At 30.9% G+C, this 24,456-nt stretch carries 23 protein-coding genes; 17 read left to right on the forward strand and 6 right to left on the reverse strand.

Annotated elements, in window-relative coordinates:
* Positions 1-23 precede the first annotated feature (23 nt).
* From ABG79_RS05865 to ABG79_RS05940, 16 genes are all read left to right on the forward strand, one after another.
* Positions 24-2,225: an FtsK/SpoIIIE family DNA translocase gene (locus tag ABG79_RS05865; RefSeq protein WP_057978117.1), complete on the forward strand. Its 2,202-nt coding sequence runs from the start codon at positions 24-26 to the stop codon at positions 2,223-2,225.
* A gap of 275 nt (positions 2,226-2,500) precedes the next feature.
* Positions 2,501-3,835, forward strand: a complete 1,335-nt coding sequence (gene rimO / locus ABG79_RS05870; protein WP_083490354.1) for a 30S ribosomal protein S12 methylthiotransferase RimO — start codon at positions 2,501-2,503, stop codon at positions 3,833-3,835.
* Complete coding sequence (gene pgsA / locus ABG79_RS05875; protein WP_057978121.1) at positions 3,819-4,337, forward strand: CDP-diacylglycerol--glycerol-3-phosphate 3-phosphatidyltransferase; 519 nt, start codon at positions 3,819-3,821, stop codon at positions 4,335-4,337. Before rimO ends, pgsA begins: the two co-directional genes overlap by 17 nt.
* Positions 4,338-4,802: 465 nt before the next feature.
* A complete protein-coding gene (gene recA, locus ABG79_RS05880) occupies positions 4,803-5,840 on the forward strand; it encodes a recombinase RecA (protein ID WP_057978250.1) in 1,038 nt (345 codons plus the stop codon).
* Between the two features lie 38 nt (positions 5,841-5,878).
* A complete protein-coding gene (locus tag ABG79_RS05885; protein WP_057978123.1) occupies positions 5,879-6,499 on the forward strand; it encodes a regulatory protein RecX in 621 nt (206 codons plus the stop codon).
* Between the two features lies 1 nt (position 6,500).
* Positions 6,501-7,484 carry a metallophosphoesterase family protein gene (locus ABG79_RS05890; RefSeq protein ID WP_057978125.1) on the forward strand — a complete coding sequence of 328 codons (984 nt, stop codon included), beginning with the start codon at positions 6,501-6,503 and terminating at the stop codon, positions 7,482-7,484.
* Positions 7,484-8,935: an AAA family ATPase gene (locus tag ABG79_RS05895; RefSeq protein WP_057978127.1), complete on the forward strand. Its 1,452-nt coding sequence runs from the start codon at positions 7,484-7,486 to the stop codon at positions 8,933-8,935. Before ABG79_RS05890 ends, ABG79_RS05895 begins: the two co-directional genes overlap by 1 nt.
* Position 8,936: 1 nt before the next feature.
* Complete coding sequence (locus ABG79_RS05900) at positions 8,937-9,200, forward strand: hypothetical protein (protein WP_057978129.1); 264 nt, start codon at positions 8,937-8,939, stop codon at positions 9,198-9,200.
* A 4-nt stretch (positions 9,201-9,204) separates the two neighbouring features.
* Positions 9,205-9,870, forward strand: a complete 666-nt coding sequence (locus ABG79_RS05905) for an ATPase (RefSeq protein ID WP_057978252.1) — start codon at positions 9,205-9,207, stop codon at positions 9,868-9,870.
* Between the two features lie 260 nt (positions 9,871-10,130).
* Positions 10,131-11,696, forward strand: a complete 1,566-nt coding sequence (rny, locus tag ABG79_RS05910; RefSeq protein WP_057978254.1) for a ribonuclease Y — start codon at positions 10,131-10,133, stop codon at positions 11,694-11,696.
* Positions 11,697-11,800: 104 nt separating this feature from the next.
* Positions 11,801-12,061, forward strand: a complete 261-nt coding sequence (locus ABG79_RS05915; protein ID WP_057978131.1) for a stage V sporulation protein S — start codon at positions 11,801-11,803, stop codon at positions 12,059-12,061.
* 401 nt (positions 12,062-12,462) lie between these two features.
* The gene (locus tag ABG79_RS05920) at positions 12,463-12,837 is read left to right on the forward strand and encodes a PadR family transcriptional regulator (protein WP_057978133.1); all 375 of its coding nucleotides are present in this window, start codon (positions 12,463-12,465) and stop codon (positions 12,835-12,837) included.
* Positions 12,838-12,850: 13 nt separating this feature from the next.
* Positions 12,851-14,035 (forward strand): pyridoxal phosphate-dependent aminotransferase, encoded by a 1,185-nt coding sequence (locus ABG79_RS05925; RefSeq protein WP_057978135.1) that lies wholly within the window; start codon positions 12,851-12,853, stop codon positions 14,033-14,035.
* A 149-nt stretch (positions 14,036-14,184) separates the two neighbouring features.
* Positions 14,185-15,615, forward strand: a complete 1,431-nt coding sequence (gene purB / locus ABG79_RS05930; RefSeq protein ID WP_057978137.1) for an adenylosuccinate lyase — start codon at positions 14,185-14,187, stop codon at positions 15,613-15,615.
* A 491-nt stretch (positions 15,616-16,106) separates the two neighbouring features.
* Entirely contained in the window at positions 16,107-16,898 is a 792-nt protein-coding gene (gene proC, locus ABG79_RS05935) for a pyrroline-5-carboxylate reductase (protein WP_057978139.1), read from the forward strand.
* 202 nt (positions 16,899-17,100) lie between these two features.
* Positions 17,101-18,069: a tyrosine recombinase XerC gene (locus ABG79_RS05940; RefSeq protein WP_057978141.1), complete on the forward strand. Its 969-nt coding sequence runs from the start codon at positions 17,101-17,103 to the stop codon at positions 18,067-18,069.
* A gap of 83 nt (positions 18,070-18,152) precedes the next feature.
* On the opposite strand, the gene ABG79_RS05945 is transcribed toward ABG79_RS05940, so the two are convergent.
* Both ABG79_RS05945 and yneA read right to left on the reverse strand, forming a co-directional pair.
* Positions 18,153-18,491, reverse strand: a complete 339-nt coding sequence (locus tag ABG79_RS05945; protein WP_057978143.1) for a hypothetical protein — start codon at positions 18,489-18,491, stop codon at positions 18,153-18,155.
* A 355-nt stretch (positions 18,492-18,846) separates the two neighbouring features.
* Positions 18,847-19,113, reverse strand: coding sequence for a cell division suppressor protein YneA (gene yneA, locus ABG79_RS05950; RefSeq protein WP_057978145.1), 267 nt, complete (start codon positions 19,111-19,113; stop codon positions 18,847-18,849).
* 141 nt (positions 19,114-19,254) lie between these two features.
* Between yneA and lexA the strand changes: the two genes are divergently transcribed.
* The gene (gene lexA, locus ABG79_RS05955; protein WP_057978147.1) at positions 19,255-19,860 is read left to right on the forward strand and encodes a transcriptional repressor LexA; all 606 of its coding nucleotides are present in this window, start codon (positions 19,255-19,257) and stop codon (positions 19,858-19,860) included.
* A 156-nt stretch (positions 19,861-20,016) separates the two neighbouring features.
* On the opposite strand, the gene ABG79_RS05960 is transcribed toward lexA, so the two are convergent.
* From ABG79_RS05960 to mutL, 4 genes are all read right to left on the reverse strand, one after another.
* Positions 20,017-21,291: a methionine gamma-lyase family protein gene (locus tag ABG79_RS05960; RefSeq protein WP_057978148.1), complete on the reverse strand. Its 1,275-nt coding sequence runs from the start codon at positions 21,289-21,291 to the stop codon at positions 20,017-20,019.
* A gap of 124 nt (positions 21,292-21,415) precedes the next feature.
* The gene (gene hfq / locus ABG79_RS05965) at positions 21,416-21,664 is read right to left on the reverse strand and encodes an RNA chaperone Hfq (protein WP_057978151.1); all 249 of its coding nucleotides are present in this window, start codon (positions 21,662-21,664) and stop codon (positions 21,416-21,418) included.
* Between the two features lie 35 nt (positions 21,665-21,699).
* On the reverse strand, positions 21,700-22,644 hold the full coding sequence (miaA, locus tag ABG79_RS05970) for a tRNA (adenosine(37)-N6)-dimethylallyltransferase MiaA (protein WP_057978153.1): 945 nt from the start codon (positions 22,642-22,644) through the stop codon (positions 21,700-21,702).
* Between the two features lie 8 nt (positions 22,645-22,652).
* Positions 22,653-24,455 (reverse strand): DNA mismatch repair endonuclease MutL, encoded by a 1,803-nt coding sequence (gene mutL / locus ABG79_RS05975; protein WP_057978155.1) that lies wholly within the window; start codon positions 24,453-24,455, stop codon positions 22,653-22,655.
* Position 24,456 lies beyond the last annotated feature (1 nt).

A 24,456-nucleotide genomic window follows, 5' to 3' on the forward strand; every position in this document is an offset into this window, starting at 1 on the left:
AATTATTTTAAGGGGTGATATCTATGGGGAAAGCTAAGAACAAGAATCAGAAATTTATTACTGAAATTTATGGGATAATTACAACGGCTGTTTCTCTATTAATAATAATAAGTATTTTTTTTAAACCTACAGGCATCGTTGGAAAAATATTTGTAGATTTCTTTTTTGGTCTATTAGGTATAGGTGCTTATTTATTTCCCTTTGCATTAATATTAATAGGTATTTTTATGATAATCAATAAGAATATTAAGCTAAGGCAAAGATTTGTTGCTATTTGGTTATTAATATTTGATATAGTATTATTTATTCATGTCAAATATTCTAATGAGTTTGTTAAACTTAAATTTAAAACTAAACTTATTAAAATATACAATATAGGTATTACAAGAAAGGGTGGAGGAATATTAAGCGAACTAATCGATTTGCCATTATTAAAGCTTTTTGGAGAAATTGGAGCATATATAGTTCTTACTGCAATTGCAATTATATTGGTAATATTAATTACAGAAAAATCAGTGGGTGACATAATTAAATTTATGTTAACCAAGATACATAATTTTAATTTAAATATGAAGACAAAGGAGAAAGCAAACAAACAATTAAATGAAGAATTAGATGAAAATATTGATGAGAATGAAAATTCAGAAATAAATATCGTTGAACCAATTAAAATAAAAGAGCATGATTCTTTTGAGAATAAGAAAGGCTCAAAATTGATTAATTTAAATAATTCAGATAATGGCAAAGAAAATAAGAACAAGAGCGAAGATGTCAATATAAACATTCCGAGTGAGAATTTGAGTCAAAAAAATATCCATTATACCATTCCTCCAATCAACATATTAAGTGAAACTAAAATTAAATCATCAGCAACAGATAAGAAGGAATTAATAAATAACGCAAAGGCGCTTGAAGAAACTTTACAGAGTTTTGGAATAGAAGCAAAGGTAGTTCAGGTGACAAAGGGACCATCAGTTACAAGGTATGAACTCCATCCAGGAGCTGGGGTTAAAGTTAGTAGAATTGTCAATCTTGCAGATGACATAGCGCTTAATCTTGCAGCTCCTAGCGTTAGAATTGAAGCACCAATCCCTGGGAAATCAGCAATAGGTATAGAAGTTCCAAATAAAGAAGTAATTCCTGTAAGCCTTAGAGAGGTGATTGAGTCCGAGGAATTTATAAAGTTTAATTCACCAGTTGCTTTTGCTCTTGGTAAAGATATAAGCGGAAAATGTGTTGTAACAGATATAGCAAAGATGCCGCACCTTTTAATTGCAGGGGCAACAGGTTCTGGCAAAAGTGTATGTATTAACACATTGATAACCAGCCTTATATATAAATCATCACCTAATGATGTTAAAATGCTTTTAATAGACCCAAAGGTTGTTGAACTATCAATTTATAATGGTATACCCCATTTGATAATTCCGGTTGTTACCGAACCTAAAAAAGCAGCGTCTGCGCTTGAATGGGCTGTTTTAGAAATGACAAATAGATATAAGCTATTTGCTGATAATAATGTCAGAAATATTGAAAGCTATAATAAATTAATGGAAGATAAAGGAGATGGGGTTAAACTGCCCAAAATAGTAGTAATTATTGATGAATTGGCTGATTTGATGATGGTAGCTCCAAATGAAGTAGAGGATGCTATAACGAGGCTTGCGCAAATGGCAAGAGCAGCAGGAATACATCTTATTATTGCAACGCAAAGGCCTTCCGTTGATGTTATTACTGGAGTTATTAAGGCTAACATTCCCTCAAGGATTTCGTTTGCTGTTTCTAGCCAAATAGACTCAAGAACAATTCTTGATATGGCAGGAGCTGAAAAACTTTTAGGTAAGGGCGATATGTTATTTTTACCTATTGGTGAAAATAAACCTATAAGGATACAAGGGGCTTTTATATCTGAAAAGGAAGTCGAGAATATAGTAGAATACTTAAAAAAATCCTCTGAAGTTGAATATAACGAAGACATTATTGAAAAAATTAACCAGAGCAAGGATAAGGTTGAATTTGATGAGGAAGCAGACGAATTACTTCCTGAGGCTATAGAACTTGCGGTTGAACTTGGTCAAATATCAGCATCTATGATACAAAGAAGACTAAGAGTGGGATTTAATAGAGCAGCAAGGTTGATAGAAGAGATGGAAAAAAGAGGAGTAGTAGGCCCACAGGATGGCAGTAAACCAAGGCAGGTATTAATTACAAAAGATGAATTTTAATTTACTCCCATTAATTTATTTCCTAAGGTAATGTGAAATAAATTAATGGGAGTATTTTATTTAGCAAAGAAGTTAATAATTAATGAAAAATTAATAATTTTTTGTGTCGAAATATATTATTTTTTTATGGCCTGTAGTATAATATTTATGTCGCTTTTGAATATAAAATGTTTTATTATGAAAAATAAAGAAAAACGATGAAAAACAAAGATTATATGCGGTAATTGACATGAATGTTAAAATTACCCAGGAAATATAGAAGGAGAGAGTTTGACATGTTTAATGTAGGTTTTATATCACTTGGTTGTGATAAAAACAGAGTAGATGCAGAGATTATGTTATCAATTTTATCAAAAAATGGATATACTATAGTTAATGATGAGAAAAAAGCTGATGTTATTATAGTTAATACTTGTGGCTTTATTGAATCAGCTAAAATGGAATCAATAGAAACAATATTAGAAATGGCTAAAAATAAAGAAGAGGGACAATGTAAATCTATTATCGTTACTGGTTGCATGGCTCAAAGATACAGAGAAGAATTACTCCAGGAAATGCCAGAAATTGACGCAATACTTGGAGTCGGAAGTTATAGAGATATTTGTGATATAGTAGACAAAACACTGAAGGGTATTAATGGAATAGTAAAAGTAGACCCTTTAGATTTTAGACTTGAAATGGAAGATAGAATACTTACTACGCCAAGTCATTATGCTTATGTTAAAATTGCTGAAGGATGTAATAACAACTGTTCATATTGTATAATACCGAAACTAAGAGGCAGATTTAGAAGCAAGAGGATTGAGGACATAATAACAGAAGTAGAGCAGCTTGCACAAAAAAATGTAAAGGAAGTAATATTAGTAGCTCAGGATACAACAATGTATGGAGTTGATATATACGGAAAGAAAGAACTACCAAAACTTCTAAATGAAATTGAAAAAATTGAGGGGATTGAATGGATACGTTTAATGTATGCTTATCCTGAAGAGATTACAGATGAACTGATTGAAACAATTAGGGATAGTAAAAAGGTATTGCATTATTTTGATATTCCTATCCAGCATATTAGCGATAAAATTTTAAGAAAAATGAATAGAAGAACTACAAAAGGACAAATAATTGAATTGATAGATAAAATTAGAAAACAAATTGATGATGCAGTAATTAGGACTTCAATAATTGTTGGTTTTCCAGGAGAAACTGATGATGATTTCGACGAGTTAAAGGAATTTTTGTATGAGTATAAACTTGAGAGAGTGGGAATTTTCACATATTCTCCTGAAGAAGGAACAGCTGCATTTGAAATGTCGGACCAAATAGATGTTGAAATTAAGGAAAAAAGAAAGGACATTTTAATGAGACAACAAAGCTATATATCTGCACAAAATAACCAAAACTTGTTAGGAAAAATATTTGATGTTATAATAGATGGTAAGAACAATAAGGGGCAATATTTCGGAAGAACTTATGGTGATGCACCAGAAATTGACCAGAACGTATTTGTTAATTCAAATAATTTAAATAAAGGCGATATTGTTAAAGTGAAGATTAATAAAACTTATACTTATGATTTGGCGGGAGATGTTTATTATGAATCTAGCAAATAAGCTTACTATACTTAGAATTATTCTTGTTCCTGTATTTCTTTTCTTTATTGCTATTAAAATTAAATACGGTAATCTTTTTGCTGCAGCAATATTTATAATAGCTGCTATTACTGATACTTTGGATGGATATATTGCTCGTAGTAGAAAGGAAGTAACTAAATTTGGAAAATTTATGGACCCGCTGGCAGATAAACTTATTGTAACATCGGCCCTTGTTTCTCTTGTTGAACTTGAAAAAATAGCTTCATGGGCAGTTATGATTATAGTTGCAAGAGAATTTGCAGTAACAGGACTTCGCTCCCTTGCTGCTTCAGAAGGTAGAGTTATTGCGGCAAGCAACTGGGGCAAAGCAAAAACAGTTATTCAAATAATTGCAATAATAGCATCGCTAGTCGAAGTTCCCTATAGCGAAATACTGATGGCTATTGCAATAGTTATTACAATTGTTTCAGGCGTTGATTATTTTGTTAAAAATAAAGATGTTATAGATTATAGAACGTGATAAGGCCCTCATTCGAGGGCCTTATTTATTAGTGACATTCACTTGATTTCTTGAGTTCTTGAATTGTTTGTCAAATAGGACAAGTAAATGAATCCAACTAATCCAATCAAGCACTTTAACTTCGCAAAGACTTTAATTCTTAGCCCTTTTTAAAGACATCGTGAATAAAGTTTTATAATTTAATTAAAAAATGTTTGAATTAGTAAGTATATATATAAGATAACGTGGATGCTTCATTGTCAAACCAAGAAACATAGGAATAAATGTTATTAAATGACTAAGTAAAATAACATAATCAGAACTGATATTATCATAAATGATATAAAGGTTTAATAATATTTTAAAAATATGTTTATCATACAAATAAATATGAAATAATTTAAATAATAAACTATTTTTATTGACCTTATAATTAAAATAATGTATAATACAATAAGAACAGATGTTCGCAAAGGAGAGATAATGATGAACAACGAAAAATTAAAGGCACTAGAATTGGCGATGAGCCAAATTGAAAAGCAATTTGGTAAAGGTTCTGTAATGAAGCTTGGTGAAAACTCTAAATTAAACGTTGAAGCTATCTCTACAGGTTCTTTAGATTTAGATATTGCACTTGGTATTGGTGGAGTTCCAAGGGGAAGAATAGTTGAAATTTATGGTCCTGAATCGTCAGGAAAAACTACTGTTGCACTTCATATTGTTGCAGAAGCACAAAAGACTGGCGGTGCAGCAGCATTCATTGATGCTGAGCATGCGTTAGACCCAGTTTATGCTAGAAAACTTGGAGTTGATATCGAAAATCTTATCGTATCACAACCAGATACAGGAGAACAAGCTCTTGAAATTGCTGAAGCGCTAGTAAGGTCGGGTGCTATAGATGTTTTAGTAATCGACTCTGTTGCTGCGCTTGTTCCAAAGGCTGAAATAGAAGGTGAAATGGGAGACGCCCATGTTGGATTGCAAGCAAGACTTATGTCACAAGCATTAAGAAAACTTGCCGGAGCTATTAATAAATCGAGATGTGTTGCAATTTTTATAAACCAATTAAGAGAAAAAGTAGGCGTTATGTTTGGAAATCCCGAAACTACTCCAGGTGGTAGAGCTTTAAAATTCTATGCATCGGTTAGACTTGACGTTAGAAAGGTTGACGGAATTAAGCAGGGTGAAGATATAACTGGAAGTAGAACAAGGGTAAAGGTTGTAAAAAATAAAGTTGCTCCTCCATTTAAGCAAGCCGAATTTGATATTATGTATGGTGAGGGTATTTCAAGAGAAAGTAACATACTCGATGTTGGTGTGTCTTGCGATATAGTTCAAAAGAGCGGAGCTTGGTTTTCGTATAAGGACGTTAAATTAGGTCAAGGAAGAGAAAATGCCAAAGTATATCTAAAGGACAATCCTCAAATTGCAGTTGAAATAGAAAACAAAATTCGTGAAAAGTATAATTTACCTTTGATACAATTAAGCACGATTGAAAATCATGAATTGAAGCAGGCTGAATAATACATCCCTTAGGGGATGTTTTTTTTGGAGTGGTTTAAATGAAAATTGTTGATATTCAAAAATCCAAGTATAACGATTATTATATTATTAAATTGGATAATCAAGTTTCTTTTACATCAACTATCGAAGATTTAATTAAGTATGACATAAAAGAAGGAAGAAATTATACAGTTGATGAAATTAATGAAATAATTTATAACTGTGAATTTAGTAGAGCATATAATTACTCTTTAAAAATATTAGGAATCAAACGATATACCACAAAAGAAGTTCGAGAAAAAATGATAAACAAAGGTTTTTCAAATGATATAGTTAACAAAGTTATTGAAAAACTTACAGACTATAATTTATTGGACGATGAAAAATATGCTATAATGTTTATAAATGATTGTTTAAATAAAAAAGTTGGAACAAGAAATATTAGATTAAAATTATTAAATAAGGGAATCAAAGTAGATTTAAAAGAAATAGATATTGATGAAGATGAAATTTATAAAAATGCCAAAACATTAGCTCTAAAAAAACTAAGAAATATTAAAGATAGTAAACACATTAAAGGCAGGCTCTATAATTTTTTATCTTATAAAGGTTATGAAAGTGATTTAGTATTAAAGGTATTAAGAGAAATATTAAATGATAATTTTGAAGATGGTGATTAATATGAAGTTTTTGTTTTTTACCGATACTCATATCAGAGGAAATAATCCTAAGTCGAGAAAAGATAATTTTGTTGAAACATTAAAAAACAAGTTTATTGAACTTGTTGAAGTGACTAAGTCAGAAAAAATAGATGCGGTATTATTTGGCGGAGATTTATTTGAAAGGCCAGATGTATCCATATCTGTTGTTAAAGAATTTTTATCTATCATAAAAAGATTTCCGTTGCCTATTTATTCAGTTATAGGAAATCACGATGTTTTTGGACAAAATCCTGAAGTTGTTGGAAAAACTATGTTGGGAATACTTGAAGAAACGGGGATAATTGAATTTTTAAGCAAAGAACCAAAACTATTTGCTGGGGAGGGTAAAACTGTTCAAATTACAGGTGGGCATTATTTTTATGGAGTTGATGATGAAAATAAAGATTCATATATATTGAATGAAAAATCAGCTGATTTTGCAATTCACATCGTTCATGGTTTTCTACTTGACAGACCTTTTATCAAAGGAATACATCATACACTAATTGATGAAATATGCAATAAGACGATGGCTGATATAACAATAGCCGGTCACTATCACTCAGGGTTTGGAATAAAAAAATATGATAAAAAGTATTTTATTAATCCAGGTGCAATAGCAAGAGTAAGCAATTCAATCTCAGAAATAGACAGAATGCCTTCTTATTTAGTAATTGAAATAAATGATGACATTTCTATAGAATTGAGGCAATTGAAGTGTGCTAAAAAGGGAGAAGAAGTTTTAGATAAAGAGAAGCTACAAGAAGAATACAAGAAGATGAATTTAATTAATGAATTTGCAAATCAAATTACATCCTACGGAAACTTTGAAACGCTAAAATTAGAAAAATTGATAAATGAAATAGCAACTATTGAAAACATTCCAGAAGATATTAAAAAGGAAGCTCTGGACAGATTAACTAAGGCACAGGAACTAATCTCTTTAGAGGAAGTGATTGATTGATGAGATATATAAAGACTATTGAAATAGAAAATTTTCAATCACATAAACATTCAAAAATAGATTTTGTAAATGGATTGAATGTAATTTCTGGACCGTCCGACAATGGTAAGACAGCTATAATAAGAGCTCTCAAATGGGTTCTATATAATGAACCTAAAGGAGCAGATTTTATAAGGCAGGGCGAAAGCAATTGCAAGGTAACCTTAACGTTAGATGATAATACTGTTATTATTAGAGAAAAAAGTAAAAATAAGAATATATATATTTTAGTTAATCCCGAAGGCCATGAAACTAGATTTGAGGGTTTTGGTAATGATATTCCCGAAGATATTATAAAGGCGCATGGCATTAGAAAGGTTTATATTGATGAAAAATCTGTTGAAAGCATTAATATAGCCGAACAGTTACAAGGCCCTTTTTTATTAAGCGAGTCAGGACCAATTAAGGCAAAGGCTATAGGAAAACTAGTAGGCGTTCATTATATTGATGCTGCTTTGAAGATGCTCGATAGGGATATATTAAATTTTGAAGTAAGCAGAAAAAAGATAATTGAAGGTATAGATAAAACTAATCAAGACCTGAAACAATATGAAAATTTAGAAGAAGAGTTGAATTACTTAAAGTTAAAAGAACAATTAGTCGATAAAATCAAGCTGCTTGATGAAAAAATTAAAATTTTATTAAAATATAAATATGAAATTGAAGAAATTAATAAAGAAATCAGTAAAATAAATTATTATTTAAATTATCTGAAGCCTGCAAACGAATTATATTTAATTGTAAATAATCTAATAAATTTAAATGAAAAATATAAGAAATTTCAAAAGCTGAATATGCAGCTGTGTAATTTGACAGATGAGATTAATAACAACCAAAATGTTTTAGAGCTTACTCAACACACGGAATTTGCCGTTGAAAAATACCAAACATTTATTGAAAAAGCAAACCAGCTTACTTTTATGGTAGATAAACTTAACAAATATTCTACAACAGTAAAGGATATTGAAAAATTGTTTTATATTTTAAATTTGCTTGTTAAAGTTTCAAATGCTGAAAAATACAGAGATTTTGTTGAGAATAGAATAAATAAATTAAAGACACTTTATGACAAATTAAATGACTTTAATTCTTTGAACAAGTCTATTTCAAAGGGAGAAGAATATATTGGATATTTTAGATTAATAAATAAAGCTAATCAAAACTTTAATGAAGCTAGTGAGCAATTAGAAAAATTTAATAGGATTAATGAATTATTTTCGAAGTTAAAACAATTAAATTTAGAAATTGAAACGGAAAAAAACAATATAGAAACTCATAGTAAAGAAAATGAAAAATATATAAAAGAATATGCTCAGTATCTAAAAAAACTTGGAAAGTGTCCAGTGTGCCTATCGGAGATTAATGAAAATTCTATAGAACATGTTCTAAACGAATTGAAAGGAGAAATTTAAAATGAATAATTACGAAGATAAGCTTCAATTATTAAAGGAAAAAATTGAAAGGGCAAAAAACCTTAAGATAAAGGCAGAAACAAAACTTGAATCGTTGCAAAAGCAAAAATATGATTTGATAAAGCAGTTAGAAGAAATGGGCGTTAAGCCTGATGAACTTGAGCTTGAAATTGATAAGCTAAAGCAAGAAATTGAACAAATAATAAAAGAAATTGAGGGAGCACTGCCTCCAGACAATATACTTTACGGCAATGGAAACAGGTGATAGCATGTATGACGATATAATAGCAAAATATAGTCAAGATTTAGAAAATGAGTATAAGAACTACTATATAAAAGAAGGTATTAAACAGAATTTGCTCCTAACTTTAAAGGAGCAAAATGAAAAATTGATTCAAATAGAAGATGAGTTGGAAAGATTACGAAAAGTGAAGGTATTGCTAAAAAAGACATCCGAATTTGCTAGAGAACAGTCAAAGAGTCAGATGGAATATTTGATAACTCAATGTCTTCAATATATTTTTGATGGCAATATCGAATTTAAAATTGAGCTTAGAGAAAAAGCAGATAAAATAGATGCAGAATTTTATGTTGTTTCAAATCATAATGGAACAATCGTAGCAACTAAACCTCAAGAAGCCAGGGGTGGGGGAGTAGTTGACATTATTTCGCTTGCAATTAGAGTAGCCATGATGGAAATTCATTCTCCTAAGATTGAAGGCCCACTTGTTTTAGATGAACCAGCTAAACATGTAAGTGATGATTACATAGTCAATGTTGCCGAGTTTATTAAGAATTTATCGGATATGTTTAATAGGCAAGTAATAATGGTCACTCACAATGTTCATCTATTAGAGAATGGTGACTATGTATACAGGGTTACATTAAATAATGGGATAAGCCAAGTTGAACAGCTCAAGGGTAGCTTGACATGAATATTAATCTATAATACAATTAATTAAACAAACATATGCAGGAATGAAATCTAATATTCTTGCACAATATCATGATGACATGATATAATAATGTTTGGTAGGCTTTTCCTAATTAAGAATTTGAAATTTTCTAATGTCATGGGAAGTGAAATGTGCTTCAAGTATTTGTTTCTCGTTAGTTCTCCAGGTATCAAATTCATTAACTTGGAGAGTAAATCAAATAGATTTTAAGCTATTTGAATTTATATATCAATAAATATATGATAAACAAAGGAGGTGTAATTATTCAAACTATTATTTGGATAATAGCTATAGTAGTTGTTGGGGTAATAGCTTTTATAGCTGGATATATAATTAGAAAGAATATTGCAGAAAACAAAATCAAGAGCGCTGAAGAAGAAGCAAATAGAATTATTCAAGAAGCAGAAAAAGAAGCTGAATCTAAAAAGAAGGAAGCTGTTATAGAGGCTAAGGAAGAGGTTCATAGGCTCAGAAACGAATTTGAAAGAGAAGTTAGAGAAAGAAGAAATGAACTTCAAAGGATGGAGAGAAGGCTTATATTAAGAGAAGAAACTCTTGATAAAAAAGTAGAATCTCTTGAACAAAGAGAAGATGGCCTAAATAAAAAGCTTCAAGAAATAGAACATTTACAAAATGAGGTTGAAGAACTCTATAAAAAGCAAAATGAAGAATTGGAAAGAATTGCTGGATTAACTGCTGAAGAAGCAAAGCAAATAATATTAAAAAATGTTGAACAAGAGGTTAGACATGAAGCTGCACTGCTAATAAAAGACATCGAAACCAAAACAAAAGAAGAAGCTGATAAAAAGGCAAGAGAAATTATTTCATATGCTATTCAAAGATGTGCAGCTGATCATGTAGCTGAGACAACAGTCTCTGTTGTAACTCTACCAAATGATGAAATGAAGGGAAGAATTATAGGTAGAGAAGGCAGAAACATAAGAACTCTTGAAACATTAACAGGTATAGATTTGATTATCGATGACACTCCTGAGGCAGTTATTCTTTCAGGATTTGACCCAATTCGTAGAGAAGTTGCAAGACTTGCTCTCGAAAAATTAATTGCTGATGGAAGAATTCATCCAGCACGAATTGAAGAAATGGTTGATAAAGCAAAGAAAGAAATAGACAATGAAATTAGAGAGCAGGGTGAACAGGCAGCCTTTGAGACGGGTGTTCATGGACTTCATATTGAGCTTGTTAAAATGTTAGGTAGATTAAAATACAGAACTAGTTATGGTCAAAATGTATTAAAACACTCAATTGAGGTAGCATATTTAGCTGGTCTTATGGCCGCTGAATTAGGTGCAGATGTTAATATAGCTAAAAGAGCAGGACTTCTTCATGACATTGGAAAAGCGATTGATCACGAGACAGAAGGACCACATGCTTTGCTTGGTAGTGAGCTTGCAAAGAAGTTCAATGAATCACCTGCTGTTGTTAACGCAATTGCGGCACACCATGGTGATGTTGAACCATTAACAATAGAAGCGGTTCTAGTTCAGGCAGCCGATGCCATATCAGCTGCTAGACCTGGTGCACGAAGAGAAACACTTGAAGCATACATTAAAAGACTTGAAAAACTTGAAGAAATTGCAGACTCATTTGAAGGTGTTGAAAAGTCATTTGCTATACAAGCAGGTCGCGAAATTAGAATAATGGTGAAACCTGAACAAATTAGCGATGATGAAATCATCCATGTAGCAAGAGACATAGTTAAAAAGATTGAAAACGAGCTCGAATATCCTGGTCAAATAAAGGTCAATGTTATCAGGGAAGTAAGAGCAATTGAATATGCAAAATAAACCCCAATAATTTTGGGGTTTTTTTTATTAATTAGCAGGAAAATCTAAATTTTTGTAGAATTTATTAAATATGACTACACAATAGAACTCGAGGAGGTATTAAAATGGAAGTATTAAAGGTTTCAGCAAAATCAAATCCAAACTCAGTAGCAGGCGCTTTAGCAGGTGTTATAAGAGAAAAAGGCACTGCAGAAATTCAAGCGATAGGTGCAGGAGCCATAAACCAGGCTGTTAAGGCTGTGGCTATCGCTAGAGGTTTCGTTGCTCCAAGCGGAGTAGACTTAATTTGCATACCTGCCTTCACTGATATAGAAATAGAAGGTGAAGAAAGAACAGCTATCAAGTTTATTGTTCAACCTAGATAAAGGATTTATTTAATAATTCTATTCTAAAGTCTGTAAAGCCCCTGAATGATTTTGTTATTAAATCATTGGCCAAATGTGTTAAAACACAAAATGGTTAATGAGAGTAATCAAAAGGAATCATTCATGGGGTTCTTTAATTTAGACGAAGCTTAACTGATTAATTGTAATTTAGAGGACTTAATCTATTGTTTTGTTACCCTTAGATGACCAGTAGAGCCGATTTTATTTATAGGTAGACGTAAAATATATTATGAAAGCTTTATATTTAAAATTGACAAACAAATCAAGAAGTCAAGAAATCAAGTGAATGTCACTAATTTGAAAGAAAAATTTCATAATCATATGGACACATGAATAAATTAATGCTATATTAAAAATATACCTGAAATTGAGGTGGAATTATGAATGATGGAAGCTACAGGAATAGACAAATTATAAGCAAGGTAAATACAACGACATTGGTTAAACTTTTTGTGCTGCATTTTTTGAAGGAAAAAAATCATTATGGAAATGAATTGATAGATAAAATTGAAAAATCTTTAAACTACAGATGGAAGCCTAGTCCAGGGATGGTCTATCCATTGCTGAGGGATATGGAGGAAAACTTGTTAATAGAAGGTTGGTGGGAAGAGCCTGATAAAAAAACTAAAAGAAATTATAAAATAACCGAAAACGGATTAAAGCATTATGAAAAAATAAAGTCAATGTATAAACCTTTATTAGAAGAATCGCTTGATATTATTAAATATACTTTAAACGAGATTTATAAATACTAAGGGGGCAATATTTATGGAACTATCAAGAAAGGCAAAGCAAATATCTTCTTCAGTTACTTTGGAGATAACTGCTAAAGCAAAAAAGATGAAGGAAGATGGAATCGACGTTGTTAGTTTTGGAGCAGGTGAACCTGATTTTAACACTCCTGAAAACATTCAAGATTCAGCTATTGAAGCTATAAGGAAAGGTTTAACACGATATACAGCAGCTTCAGGTATAATTGAACTAAAACAAGCAATTTGCAAAAAGCTAAAGAGTGAAAATAATTTAGAATACAAACCATCACAGATTGTAATATCAAATGGTGCAAAGCATTCCATATTCAATGCGCTTGCTGCTATTTGCAATCCTTGTGACGAAGTTATAGTTCCAGTTCCATATTGGGTAAGTTATCCTGAGTTGGTTAAATTGGTTGACGCTGTTCCTATTTTTGTTGAAACAAAGGAAGAAGATGACTTTAGATATAAGAAGGAAGTTTTAGAAGCGGCAATTACATCCAAAACCAAGGCAATTATTTTAAACAGTCCAAACAACCCAACAGGTTCCGTTTATACATTAGACGATTTGAAATTTATCGCGGAAATAGCAATTAAATATGACTTGATTATTATATCTGATGAAATTTATGAAAAACTTATTTATGATGATAAACAACATATTAGCATTGCCTCTTTAGGACAAGACATTAAAGACAGAACAATTATAATAAATGGAGTATCAAAGGCTTATGCTATGACTGGCTGGAGAATTGGTTATACCGCATCCAGTGAAGAAATAGCTAAGCTGATGGCTAATATACAAAGCCATGCTACTTCAAACCCAAATACTATAGCTCAATATGCAAGCGTTGAGGCTTTAAACGGACCACAAGATGAAGTTTTAAAAATGAAACAAGAATTTGAGAAGAGAAGAAATTATATGGTTGATAGAATAAATAATATAGAAGGTCTTTCATGTAGAAAACCTGCTGGAGCATTTTATGTAATGATAAATATCACAAAGATTAAGGGTAAAACAATCAAAGGTTATAAAATAAATAGTTCAGTTGATTTTTGCAACGCTCTTTTAAATGAAGAACATGTTGCAGCAATTCCTGGAGAAGGTTTTGGAACTGATGATTTTATAAGATTGTCATACGCAACATCAATGGAAAATATTAAAAAAGGATTAGATAGAATTGAAAATTTCTTAAAATAAGAGGTTAATCCTCTTATTTTTTTACAATCATTCCGAAATATAAAATGAATAACAATTCTATTGTCCACAATATTATGAAGAATATTTTTTGTATTAAAATAAATACTATATAATAATCATAAAGTAATAAATTATATGAGGTGAAGAAAATGCATGATAGATATCAAAGTCCACTTTCTACCAGATATGCATCATATGAAATGCAATACATATTTTCAGATGACAATAAATTTATTACATGGAGAAAACTTTGGATAGCTTTAGCAGAAGCTGAGAAGGAACTAGGTCTTAACATAACAGATGAACAAATAAATGAATTACGGTCACATGTTGATGCTATAAATTATGAGGTTGCAATTGAAAGAGAAAAACAAACACGCCATGATGTTATGTCACATGTTTACGCCTATGGAGAACAATGTCCTAAGGCAAAACCAATGATTCATCTTGGAGCAACTAGCTGTTATGTAGGCGACAATACAGATGTTTTAATAATGTATAATGCTTTACTATTAATAAGAAAGAAGCTAGTTAAAGTAATAGATAATTTAAAAAGGTTTGCAGAAAATTATAAAGAACTTCCAACACTAGCTTACACCCATCTACAACCTGCTCAATTAACAACAGTCGGAAAAAGAGCATGTCTATGGATTCAAGACCTATTAATTGACTTAGAATACCTAAACTACACAATAAACTCATTAAAATTATTAGGTGTAAAAGGAACAACAGGAACACAGGCGAGCTTTTTAAATTTATTTGATGGTGACCATGAAAAGGTGAAGAAATTGGATGATTTAGTTTGCGAGAAGCTTGGATTTAAAGATAGATATTTTAAGATTACCGGGCAAACATATCCAAGAAAACAGGATACAATGGTTTTAAACGTATTGGCAAGTATCGCGCAAAGTGCATATAAATTCAGCAACGATTTAAGGCTTTTACAAAGTTTTAAAGAAATCGAAGAGCCATTTGAAGAAAATCAAATAGGCTCATCGGCAATGCCTTATAAGCGAAACCCAATGAGAAGCGAAAGAATTTCATCCCTTTCAAGATATGTTATTGCTAACGTTATAAATCCTGCAATAACGGCAGCTACACAGTGGTTTGAAAGAACTCTTGATGATTCTGCTAACAAGAGAATAGTAGTTGCTGAATCTTTTCTAGCATTAGATGGAATATTAAATTTATACATTAACATTACTGAAAATTTAGTTGTATATCCTAAAATAATTGAAAAAAGAGTTATGGATGAACTGCCTTTTATGGCTACAGAAAATGTAATGATGGAAGCAGTAAAAAAAGGCGGTGACAGGCAGGAGCTGCATGAACGTATAAGATTGCATTCTATGGAGGCAGGCAAAAGAGTAAAGGAAATGGGCCTTGATAACGATTTGATTTCAAGAATTGCTGAAGATCCTTTATTTAAACTAAATATAGAAGAAATTAAAGCTGCTATTATTCCATCTAATTATATAGGACGTTCCAAAGAACAGGTTGAAGAATTTTTAGAACAAGAAGTAAACCCTGTTTTAAATGAATTTTTAGAAAAAAACATAAAAGTTGAAATCAATGTATGAGTGACATTCACTTGATTTCTTGAGTTCTTGAATTGTTTGTCAATTTAAACAAGCATTCAAGAATCTCTATAATTATAGGTTGTTTATTTGTATAAGGGGATATTTAATTCAATCAGTCTTTTGTCTTTATGAACGATTAATAAAATTGCATAGTATGTTAAAAGTTAGGATGGACATAATCTTTATGTTCATCCTATTTTAAATAAGACTTTGTTGAAATGTTAACAATGTCCCGGACGAAATAGAAATGAGTCGAAATAGCTACATAGGGATTCTCTATAATTTTACATATTTTACTCATTTATAATTTGAAAATTATTTTCATCTGAAAAGTCGAAAGATAATATGAGATTAGAATTTGTTTGCTTCAAAAAATGCATTATAATCAACAGACTTATTCACCGTTGTTGATAAATCAAAAATAACTTTTCTTATTAGTTAAAATAGACTAAAATATTATTATAACTTAAAATAATAAAGGAGCTGAATTTATGATAGGATTTATTGGTTGTGGCAATATGGGAGCTGCTATTATTAAAGGTATGATACAAGGAGGAGTGGAACCAAATATAATATTTGCCTATGACCATAATAAAAATAAAATTGAAGATATTAGTGCAGGTATAAACGTGTGCATTAGCGAAAAAGATGTTGTAGCAAAATCAAAGTATATATTTATTGCAGTAAAACCTTATGCTTATGATAATGTATTACATGAGATAAAGGATGTTTTGGATGATGAAAAAATAATTATTACAATGGCAGCAGGATATGAAATTAAAAGAGTAGAAGCAGTAGTAGGGTATAAGAAGATAATAAGAACAATGCCCAATACACCATCATTAGTAGGAAAAGGTTTTATTGCTGTTTCCTATAATGAGTTTGTGAATGATAGTGAAAAACAATATTTTGAAGGTTTGTTAAGAAACATAGGTTTGATTAAAGTTATTAAAGAAGATTTAATGAATGCATATTCAGCGGTTACTGGTAGCGGACCAGCCTTTGTATTTAATTTTATGGAAGCTATGGCTGATGCAGCTGTTTTATTAGGTATTCCAAGAAAGGATGCATATGCTGCTGTTGAAATGATGATTCTCGGTAGCGCTGAATTAGCCTTGAAAACAGAAAGGCATCCAGCTGAACTCAAAGACATGGTAACATCACCAGGAGGCACAACAATTGAAGGTATTAGAACTCTTGAAGAAAAAAGTTTAAGAAGTGCAATAATTGAGTGTATAATTAATACATATAAGAAAAATTTAGATATAAAGAATATAAGGTGATTTTAATGATTATACTGAGGTATTTATTATTTATATTCATTGCAATTATCTATATATCTTTTTGTATATTACTATTCTCAGGTCTTTCAAAAAGAAAAAAATCAAAAAATGTGACTGAAATAAATAAAAGTAGTGGAAGAAAACATTTCGCTAAATATTAATTTAGCGAAATGTTAAAGTTCTGATTGATGGGGGAGTAGCTATGGAAAGCCATAAACTGGAATTGATATTTGATGACAACCTGCCTCCTATTTTAAACGATTTTTTAGGTTATATGTTCACTGTTAAAGGCAAATCCATTAACACAGTTGCAGGTTACAAAATTGAAATACGGCTCTTCTTAAAATATTTAAAAAAGATAAAAAATAGATTAAAAAATGAAATTGAAGATATTGATATCTACGATGTTGATGAGGAATTTATAAAATCGATTAAGCTAAATGATATCTACTCATTTATCAATTATGTATCGATCAAAAGAAACAACAGCAACTATGCTCGTGCAAGAAAAACTGCTGCTATAAGGTCTTTTTTTAACTACCTTGAAACCAAAGCAAAAATACTTAAGGAAAACCCTGCACGAGAACTTGAATCCCCTAAAATTAATAAAAGGCATCCTATATATTTAACTCTTGAGCAAAGCAAAGCTCTTCTAAATTCTATAAACGGTAGAAATAAGGAAAGAGATTATGCAATTATAGTTTTATTTTTAAATTGTGGTCTTAGATTATCTGAGCTCGTGAATATAGATATCAGTAAAATTAAAGGTGATACACTTACTGTTATTGGAAAAGGTAATAAGGAAAGGACTGTTTACCTTAACGAACTGGTTATAAAAGCAATAAACTCATATCTTACAGTTAGACCAAAAGATGGAGTTATAGACAAGGATGCATTATTTTTAAGCGAAAGAAAAAAGAGAATTGATAAAAGAACTGTAGAACTACTCGTTAAAAAATATATAGTTAATGCGGGTCTATTTGATGATAAATATACACCCCATAAATTAAGACACACTGCTGCAACTCTAATGTATAAATACGGGCGAGTTGATATCAGAACGCTGCAACACATTTTAGGACACGAAAGCGTTTCAACTACCCAAATTTATACCCATTTAGATGATGAAATACTCAGAGATGCAGTTAAGTCCAACCCTCTTAATGAGTGACATTCACTTGATTTCTTGAGTTCTTGAATTGTTTGTCAAATGGGACATGTGATAAAATAGCCTTGGTTTTACTGTCGCCAAGGCTATTTCTTAAAGAATATTTTCTCTAAATTTTTATAATATTTGTCTCTCAATTCAGGAAAATCTTCTATAAACAACTCCTCTACTTCATCGCAAGAATCTTCATATTCGCTCGAATTATTATTGCTTTTTTCGTCAAATGCTAAATCTTCTTCATAAATATAATCGTCAAATTCACTTTCGTTCTCTAAAATACCTTCAACTTTAATTTCAAAGTATTCGGAATCAACACTAATGCATTTTCCACAGTTGTCACATGTTTTGCTTTGGTCTAAATCGCAAATATTGCAATCGCTGCAATTATTACAAATCTTTTTATCATCAAAAATACATTTCTGCATATTATCAGCTCCTTGTGTAATTTTACTGATAAATTATAGCATTATTATTATTTTTGCTCAAGAGTGTTAAGGAATACAGTTAAATAAAACTATCTTAAAGGAAATGACTAATGATGAGAGATCTAGCAAACCTCTCTCAATTAAAGTATTAGTCTATTAAAGTATTAGTAAGTAATATTGGAAATTTAAGTGCTGGTATTAAATATTGCAGAAACAAATGAAATAATATAAATTTAAGGAGTAGCAACTACTCCTTAAAAAACAATAATTTCAATGTATTTCTTCACTTAATTTCATTAGATTTAGCTTGTTCAAATTGGCAAACAATTCAAGAAGTCAAGAAATCAAGTGAATGTCACTCAATGGGGACCTTTATAAGTTGACCTGGGTGAATAATCAATGTGTCAAGCTTATTTATTTCTCTTATTTCATAAACTAATTTTCTAATATCTTTTTTATTTATGTTATGTTTTTTTGCAATCTTCCAAACTGTATCTCCACTTTTAACAGTAACGTATATGTATTCCTGGTTCTTTATTTTTTCGCTTTTAACTTTTTTGAATACTGGAAATACCACTAAAATAATAACTAGGACAAAAATTAATAGTTTTCCTTTTTTCATTTTAACGCCTCCTCGAACATTTGTTCTATTATCATTATAACGAACACATGTTCGATTGTCAATAGCTATGCGAACATAAGTTTGCTATTTTTTTTGATATATGCTATAATTTATTTATAAAATACTAAGGGGTGGAATTACATGTCAAATATAAATAGCGATAAACAACATGAAATATTAGAATTTATAAGAAAAGAACTACAATCTAAAGGATATCCTCCTTCAGTAAGGGAAATATGCAATGCGGTTGGTTTAAGATCAACTTCTACCGTTCATGGTCATTTGGAGAGACTTGAAAAGAAGGGATTAATAAGACGTGACCCAAGTAAACCTCGTGCTATTGAAGTATTAGATGGGCAAGTTGATAAAGAAATAATAAATGTCCCTGTAGTTGGTAAAGTTGCAGCAGGTCAACCTATACTTGCGGTAGAAAATATAGAAGATACATTTCCATTACCAGTAGATTTTATTCGAACAAATAATAACACTTTCATTTTAAAGGTTAAGGGAGATTCGATGATAGAAAAAGGAATATTTGAAGGTGATTTACTTATAGTAGAACAACAATCAACTGCAAATAATGGAGATATAGTAGTTGCATTGGTTGATGACAGTGCTACTGTTAAAACATTTTACAAAGAAAACGGCTATATTAGATTACAACCTGAAAATTCAAGCATGGAACCAATTATTGTTAACGAATGTAAAATACTTGGTAAAGTAAAAGGTTTAATAAGAAAAATGTAATTGGTGACATTCACTTGATTTCTTGAGTTCTTGAATTGTTTGTCAATTTGGACTAGTCAATTATTTTAAAAAAGCCGCATGTTTATGCGGCCTTTTAATTTAGACTTAACTATGTGATTGTTTGATTTTCCTTTGAATATTGATTTTTATGGAAATTTAAATATTTGATAATGCTTTTAAAACTCCAATTTTGGCATGTTCAAATGTTAGCCCACCTTGGACATAGGCAATATATGGTGGTCTAATTGGTGCATCAGCGCTTAATTCTATTGATGAGCCCTGTATAAAAGCGCCTGCAGCCATAATAACTTGGTCAGTATAGCCAGGCATGTCCCACGGCTCGCAATCTACATAAGAATCTACAGGAGAGCCTTTCTGTATTCCTTTTATAAATTTAATTAAATGCTCTTTATTGTTAAATTTTATTGCCTGAATTAAGTCGCTTCTGCTTTCATAATACTTTGGAGAAACTTCATATCCAGCAAGCTCCATAATCCTCGATGTAAATATAGCGCTTTTTAATGCTTCAGCAGTTATATGCGGTGCCATAAATAACCCCTGAAACATAGGCCTTATAACACCAAATGTTGAACCGCATTCCCTACCTATTCCAGGGGCTGTTAATCTATAAGCTGCATTTTCTACTAATTCTTTTCTTCCAACTACATAACCACCTGTTGGAGCAATACCTCCTCCAATATTCTTAATAAGAGACCCTGCAACCAAATCTGCACCGACGTCAGTTGGTTCCTTAACATCAATAAACTCCCCATAACAGTTATCTACAAATATAATAACATCCTCTCGTATCTTTTTAATTTCCTTTATTGCAGTTTCAATATCGTTTATACTAAGAGATGGTCTCCACCCGTAGCCTGTAGAACGCTGAATAGCAACCATTCTTATCGAATCATCATTCAAAAGTTCATTAACAACTGATTCTAAATCTATTTTTCCATTTTCCAACAAATTAATTTGTTTATAATTAACTCCATATTCCTTTAATGAACCCATATTACTACCTTCGATACCGATAACTTGCAGCAATGTATCATATGGTCTTCCGGTTATAGCAAGTAAAGTATCATTTGGACGCAAATTGCCAAACAAAGCTATGGTTATAGCATGGGTTCCTGATACTATATGCGGCCTTACAAGAGCATCCTCAGAGTTAAAAACCCTCGCATACACCCTATCTAACGTATCGCGTCCAATATCTCCATAACCATATCCTGTTGAATGAGTAAAATGAGCATCGGATAACTTTTCGTCCTGCATGGCTTTTAATACTTTTAGTTGATTATACTCTTTTATTTCATCAATTTTATTAAACAAATCAGAAATATCCTTCATTGCTTTTTCACTTAAATCAATTGCTTTTTCTGTAAATCCATATTTTTCTAACATAAATTGCTTAGTTAAATCCAGCATTTTTTACCTCCATTTTAACAGCTTGTAAAAATATCTGAACATCGAAATTAAATTGACAAACAATTCAAGAAGTCAAGAAATCAAGTGAATGTCACCCATTAAAAAAACTCGCTAAATGCGAGTTTTATTCACCAAGTTCTTCTTGGGACTGTGGTGTATAAAGGATTGGTTTTGCAGGAACTATCGTTGAAATAGCATGCTTATAAACCATCATTTGCTTTCCTTCTGATTCTAATATAACAGTAAAGTTATCAAAACCCTTAACATTTCCTTTTAGTTGAACTCCTGATACAAGGAATATCGTAACTTGAATCTTGTTTTTACGTGCTTGATTTAAGAAAACATCCTGTAAATTATTTACGTTCTTAACCATACCATCATCCTCCAATTAAGTTATAATATATAATTCTATAAATTTTTAAATTTTCCTTCTATATATCCTATAATATTTTCCAAAACTTCGTCAAAAGAGTCGTATTCATCGAGATTAACCCAATAAATCCTATCCTCCCTTCTATACCATGTTAATTGCCTTTTAGCATATCGTCTTGTGCTTTGTTTAATATATTCTTTTATTTCATCTAATGTAAAATATCCATCAAGATAATCAAAAACTTCCTTGTAACCTATTCCTTGCATAGATGTCATGTTCCTTGTATATCCCATGTCCTTTAGCCTTTTTACTTCATCTACAAGCCCCATTTCAAACATAATATCAACTCTTTTGTTTATTCTATCATACAACTTTGCCCTATCCATAGTCAAGCAAATAAATGCAAAATTAAAATCAACATCCCTAAGTTTAGATTCTCTTTGATATTCCGATATTGGTTTCCCTGTATTTTTGTATACTTCAAGTGCTCTTATTATTCTTTTTAAGTCGTTTGGATGCAATCTTATATATGATTCATTATCAACTTCCTTTAACATTTCATGAACATATGCATTTCCCTTTTCCTTAGCTAAATTTTCAAGATAAAGTCTATAATCCTCATCTCTTGATGTTTCAGTGAAATCTAAGGGGTAAATTAATGAATTAATATAAAGTCCTGTTCCGCCAACCACGATTGGAATTTTTCCTCTTTTAATAATGTCATCAATGCACTCAACTGCCATTTTTCTATACATTGCTACGCTAAATTCAACATCTGGCGTAACGACATCTATCATATGGTGAGGTATTCCCTGCATTTCTTCTGTTGTCGGTTTTGCAGAACCTATATCCATATATTTATATATTTGCATGGAATCTGCCGATACTACTTCTCCATTTATTCTCTTAGCCAGTTCTATACCTAATTTTGTTTTTCCGGAAGCTGTTGGTCCAGCTATAATAACTATGTTTTTTTTCATATAATCACCTAAAGTATCCTTCTAAATTTTCTTTCAAGTTCGTTATAGCTCATCTTTATTATCGCTGGCCTACCATGGGGGCAGGCAAATGGATTTGAACACCTTCTTAGATCCTCTATAAGTTTATTCATTTCGGCAATCGTTAACCTATCTCCTGCTTTAATCGCACTCTTACATGCCATTGTATAAATTATTTTGTTTATCGACTTATAAAAATTACCTGAAACTTCTTGAATTTCAGTTATGATATCAAATATAAGTTCTTTATAGTTAGGGTTTCCTAATATAACAGGAACAGCTCTTATTGAAACTGTATTACCACCAAAATCCTCGATACCAAATCCTATTTTAGCAAAATTATCTAAATTTTCAACTACAATATTCTTCTCAGTGCTACTCAACTCCACTATTATAGGAGTCAATAAAGTTTGACTTTGTATTTTTGCATCACTAAACTCTGACAAATATTTTTCATATAAAACCCTCTCGTGTGCTGCATGTTGGTCTATTATAAACATATCTTCTTCACCTTCTGCGATTATATACATAAAATGTATTTGACCAACAACTGCTAACCTTGGTAGTTTATTTTCAACATTAGAACCAGTTATTATTATTTCCTCTTTTTCCTTCTTTAAATCATCCAAAGAGGATTCTTCATTAAAAGAAAAATCACTATTTATATATTTATATTCTTTTGAACTATCATCTGGTATATTATAATCCCTTTTTTCATTAATAGCAAAATCTATTCTCTCCTGATTAGCAGTCAAAGGTGATTTGCTTACAACATTAGGTTCAAAAATTATATTCGGAATTGTCTTAGTTGTTGAAAATGCTTTTTTTATGCTATCAAAAACAATTTTATACATTTCCTGTTCATTTTGAAACTTAATTTCTGCCTTTGTAGGGTGAACATTAACATCAATTATTGATGGTTCGACATTTATGTGCAACACATACATTGGGAATTTATCGCCCGTAGTAAAAGTCCTAAATGCGTTTTCAATTGCTGCATTTATAGTTTTATTCTTCACATACCTATTGTTTACAAAAAGCGATTGATAATTTCTGCTATTTTTTGCAAGGGCATTATTTCCAATATAGCCATTGATGCTAACTGAACCATCATCATAATTCACTTCTAATAAGTTGTCATTTACCTGTTTACCATAAATTGATAACATGGTGTTTTTTAAATTATCATCTCCCTTGGTTGCGAAAATCAGTTTATCACCGTTCTTGTATTTAAAAGAAATGGATGAATTCGAAAAAGCAAGATTTTGAATAATCTCGGTAATAATTGTTCCTTCTCTTCCTGGAGATTTCAAAAATTTCAATCTTGCTGGAGTGTTATAAAACAAATCCCTTACTATAATTGTCGTTCCTAATGGAGCACCGCATTCTTTTTTTTCAATTATTTCCCCGCCTTCAACTCTAATAAAAACACCTAAATCATTTTCTTTAGTCCTTGTAATAAGCTCAACTTTTGATACAGCACAAATGCTTGCTAACGCTTCACCTCTAAAACCTAAAGTTCTAATATTAAATAAATCTTCATCACTACTAATTTTACTTGTTGCGTGCCTTAAGAAAGCTATTTCAACATCGTCATAGTCTATACCACTTCCATCATCGGTTATCTTAATATAAGAAATTCCACCATCTTGTATTTCAACATAAATATTTTTAGAACCAGCATCAATTGAATTTTCAATAAGTTCCTTAACAACAGAAGCAGGTCTTTCAACAACTTCTCCGGCAGCAATCTTACTTATAGTATCGTCATCTAATATTCTTATCCTTCCCATC

Origin of the sequence: Caloramator mitchellensis (assembly GCF_001440545.1) — a bacterium.
In the GTDB taxonomy this organism is placed as follows: Bacteria; Bacillota; Clostridia; order Clostridiales; family Caloramatoraceae; genus Caloramator; species Caloramator mitchellensis.

Bases quoted from the DNA above. Each gene is read 5' to 3' on its own strand.
- ABG79_RS05865 (WP_057978117.1), top strand. From the start codon at position 24: ATGGGGAAAGCTAAGAACAAGAATCAGAAATTTATTACTGAAATTTAT.
- rimO (WP_083490354.1), top strand. From the start codon at position 2,501: ATGTTTAATGTAGGTTTTATATCACTTGGTTGTGATAAAAACAGAGTA.
- pgsA (WP_057978121.1), top strand. From the start codon at position 3,819: ATGAATCTAGCAAATAAGCTTACTATACTTAGAATTATTCTTGTTCCT.
- recA (WP_057978250.1), top strand. From the start codon at position 4,803: ATGAACAACGAAAAATTAAAGGCACTAGAATTGGCGATGAGCCAAATT.
- ABG79_RS05885 (WP_057978123.1), top strand. From the start codon at position 5,879: ATGAAAATTGTTGATATTCAAAAATCCAAGTATAACGATTATTATATT.
- ABG79_RS05890 (WP_057978125.1), top strand. From the start codon at position 6,501: ATGAAGTTTTTGTTTTTTACCGATACTCATATCAGAGGAAATAATCCT.
- ABG79_RS05895 (WP_057978127.1), top strand. From the start codon at position 7,484: ATGAGATATATAAAGACTATTGAAATAGAAAATTTTCAATCACATAAA.
- ABG79_RS05900 (WP_057978129.1), top strand. From the start codon at position 8,937: ATGAATAATTACGAAGATAAGCTTCAATTATTAAAGGAAAAAATTGAA.
- ABG79_RS05905 (WP_057978252.1), top strand. From the start codon at position 9,205: ATGTATGACGATATAATAGCAAAATATAGTCAAGATTTAGAAAATGAG.
- rny (WP_057978254.1), top strand. From the start codon at position 10,131: ATGATAAACAAAGGAGGTGTAATTATTCAAACTATTATTTGGATAATA.
- ABG79_RS05915 (WP_057978131.1), top strand. From the start codon at position 11,801: ATGGAAGTATTAAAGGTTTCAGCAAAATCAAATCCAAACTCAGTAGCA.
- ABG79_RS05920 (WP_057978133.1), top strand. From the start codon at position 12,463: ATGAATGATGGAAGCTACAGGAATAGACAAATTATAAGCAAGGTAAAT.
- ABG79_RS05925 (WP_057978135.1), top strand. From the start codon at position 12,851: ATGGAACTATCAAGAAAGGCAAAGCAAATATCTTCTTCAGTTACTTTG.
- purB (WP_057978137.1), top strand. From the start codon at position 14,185: ATGCATGATAGATATCAAAGTCCACTTTCTACCAGATATGCATCATAT.
- proC (WP_057978139.1), top strand. From the start codon at position 16,107: ATGATAGGATTTATTGGTTGTGGCAATATGGGAGCTGCTATTATTAAA.
- ABG79_RS05940 (WP_057978141.1), top strand. From the start codon at position 17,101: ATGGAAAGCCATAAACTGGAATTGATATTTGATGACAACCTGCCTCCT.
- ABG79_RS05945 (WP_057978143.1), bottom strand. From the start codon at position 18,491: ATGCAGAAATGTATTTTTGATGATAAAAAGATTTGTAATAATTGCAGC.
- yneA (WP_057978145.1), bottom strand. From the start codon at position 19,113: ATGAAAAAAGGAAAACTATTAATTTTTGTCCTAGTTATTATTTTAGTG.
- lexA (WP_057978147.1), top strand. From the start codon at position 19,255: ATGTCAAATATAAATAGCGATAAACAACATGAAATATTAGAATTTATA.
- ABG79_RS05960 (WP_057978148.1), bottom strand. From the start codon at position 21,291: ATGCTGGATTTAACTAAGCAATTTATGTTAGAAAAATATGGATTTACA.
- hfq (WP_057978151.1), bottom strand. From the start codon at position 21,664: ATGGTTAAGAACGTAAATAATTTACAGGATGTTTTCTTAAATCAAGCA.
- miaA (WP_057978153.1), bottom strand. From the start codon at position 22,644: ATGAAAAAAAACATAGTTATTATAGCTGGACCAACAGCTTCCGGAAAA.
- mutL (WP_057978155.1), bottom strand. From the start codon at position 24,455: ATGGGAAGGATAAGAATATTAGATGACGATACTATAAGTAAGATTGCT.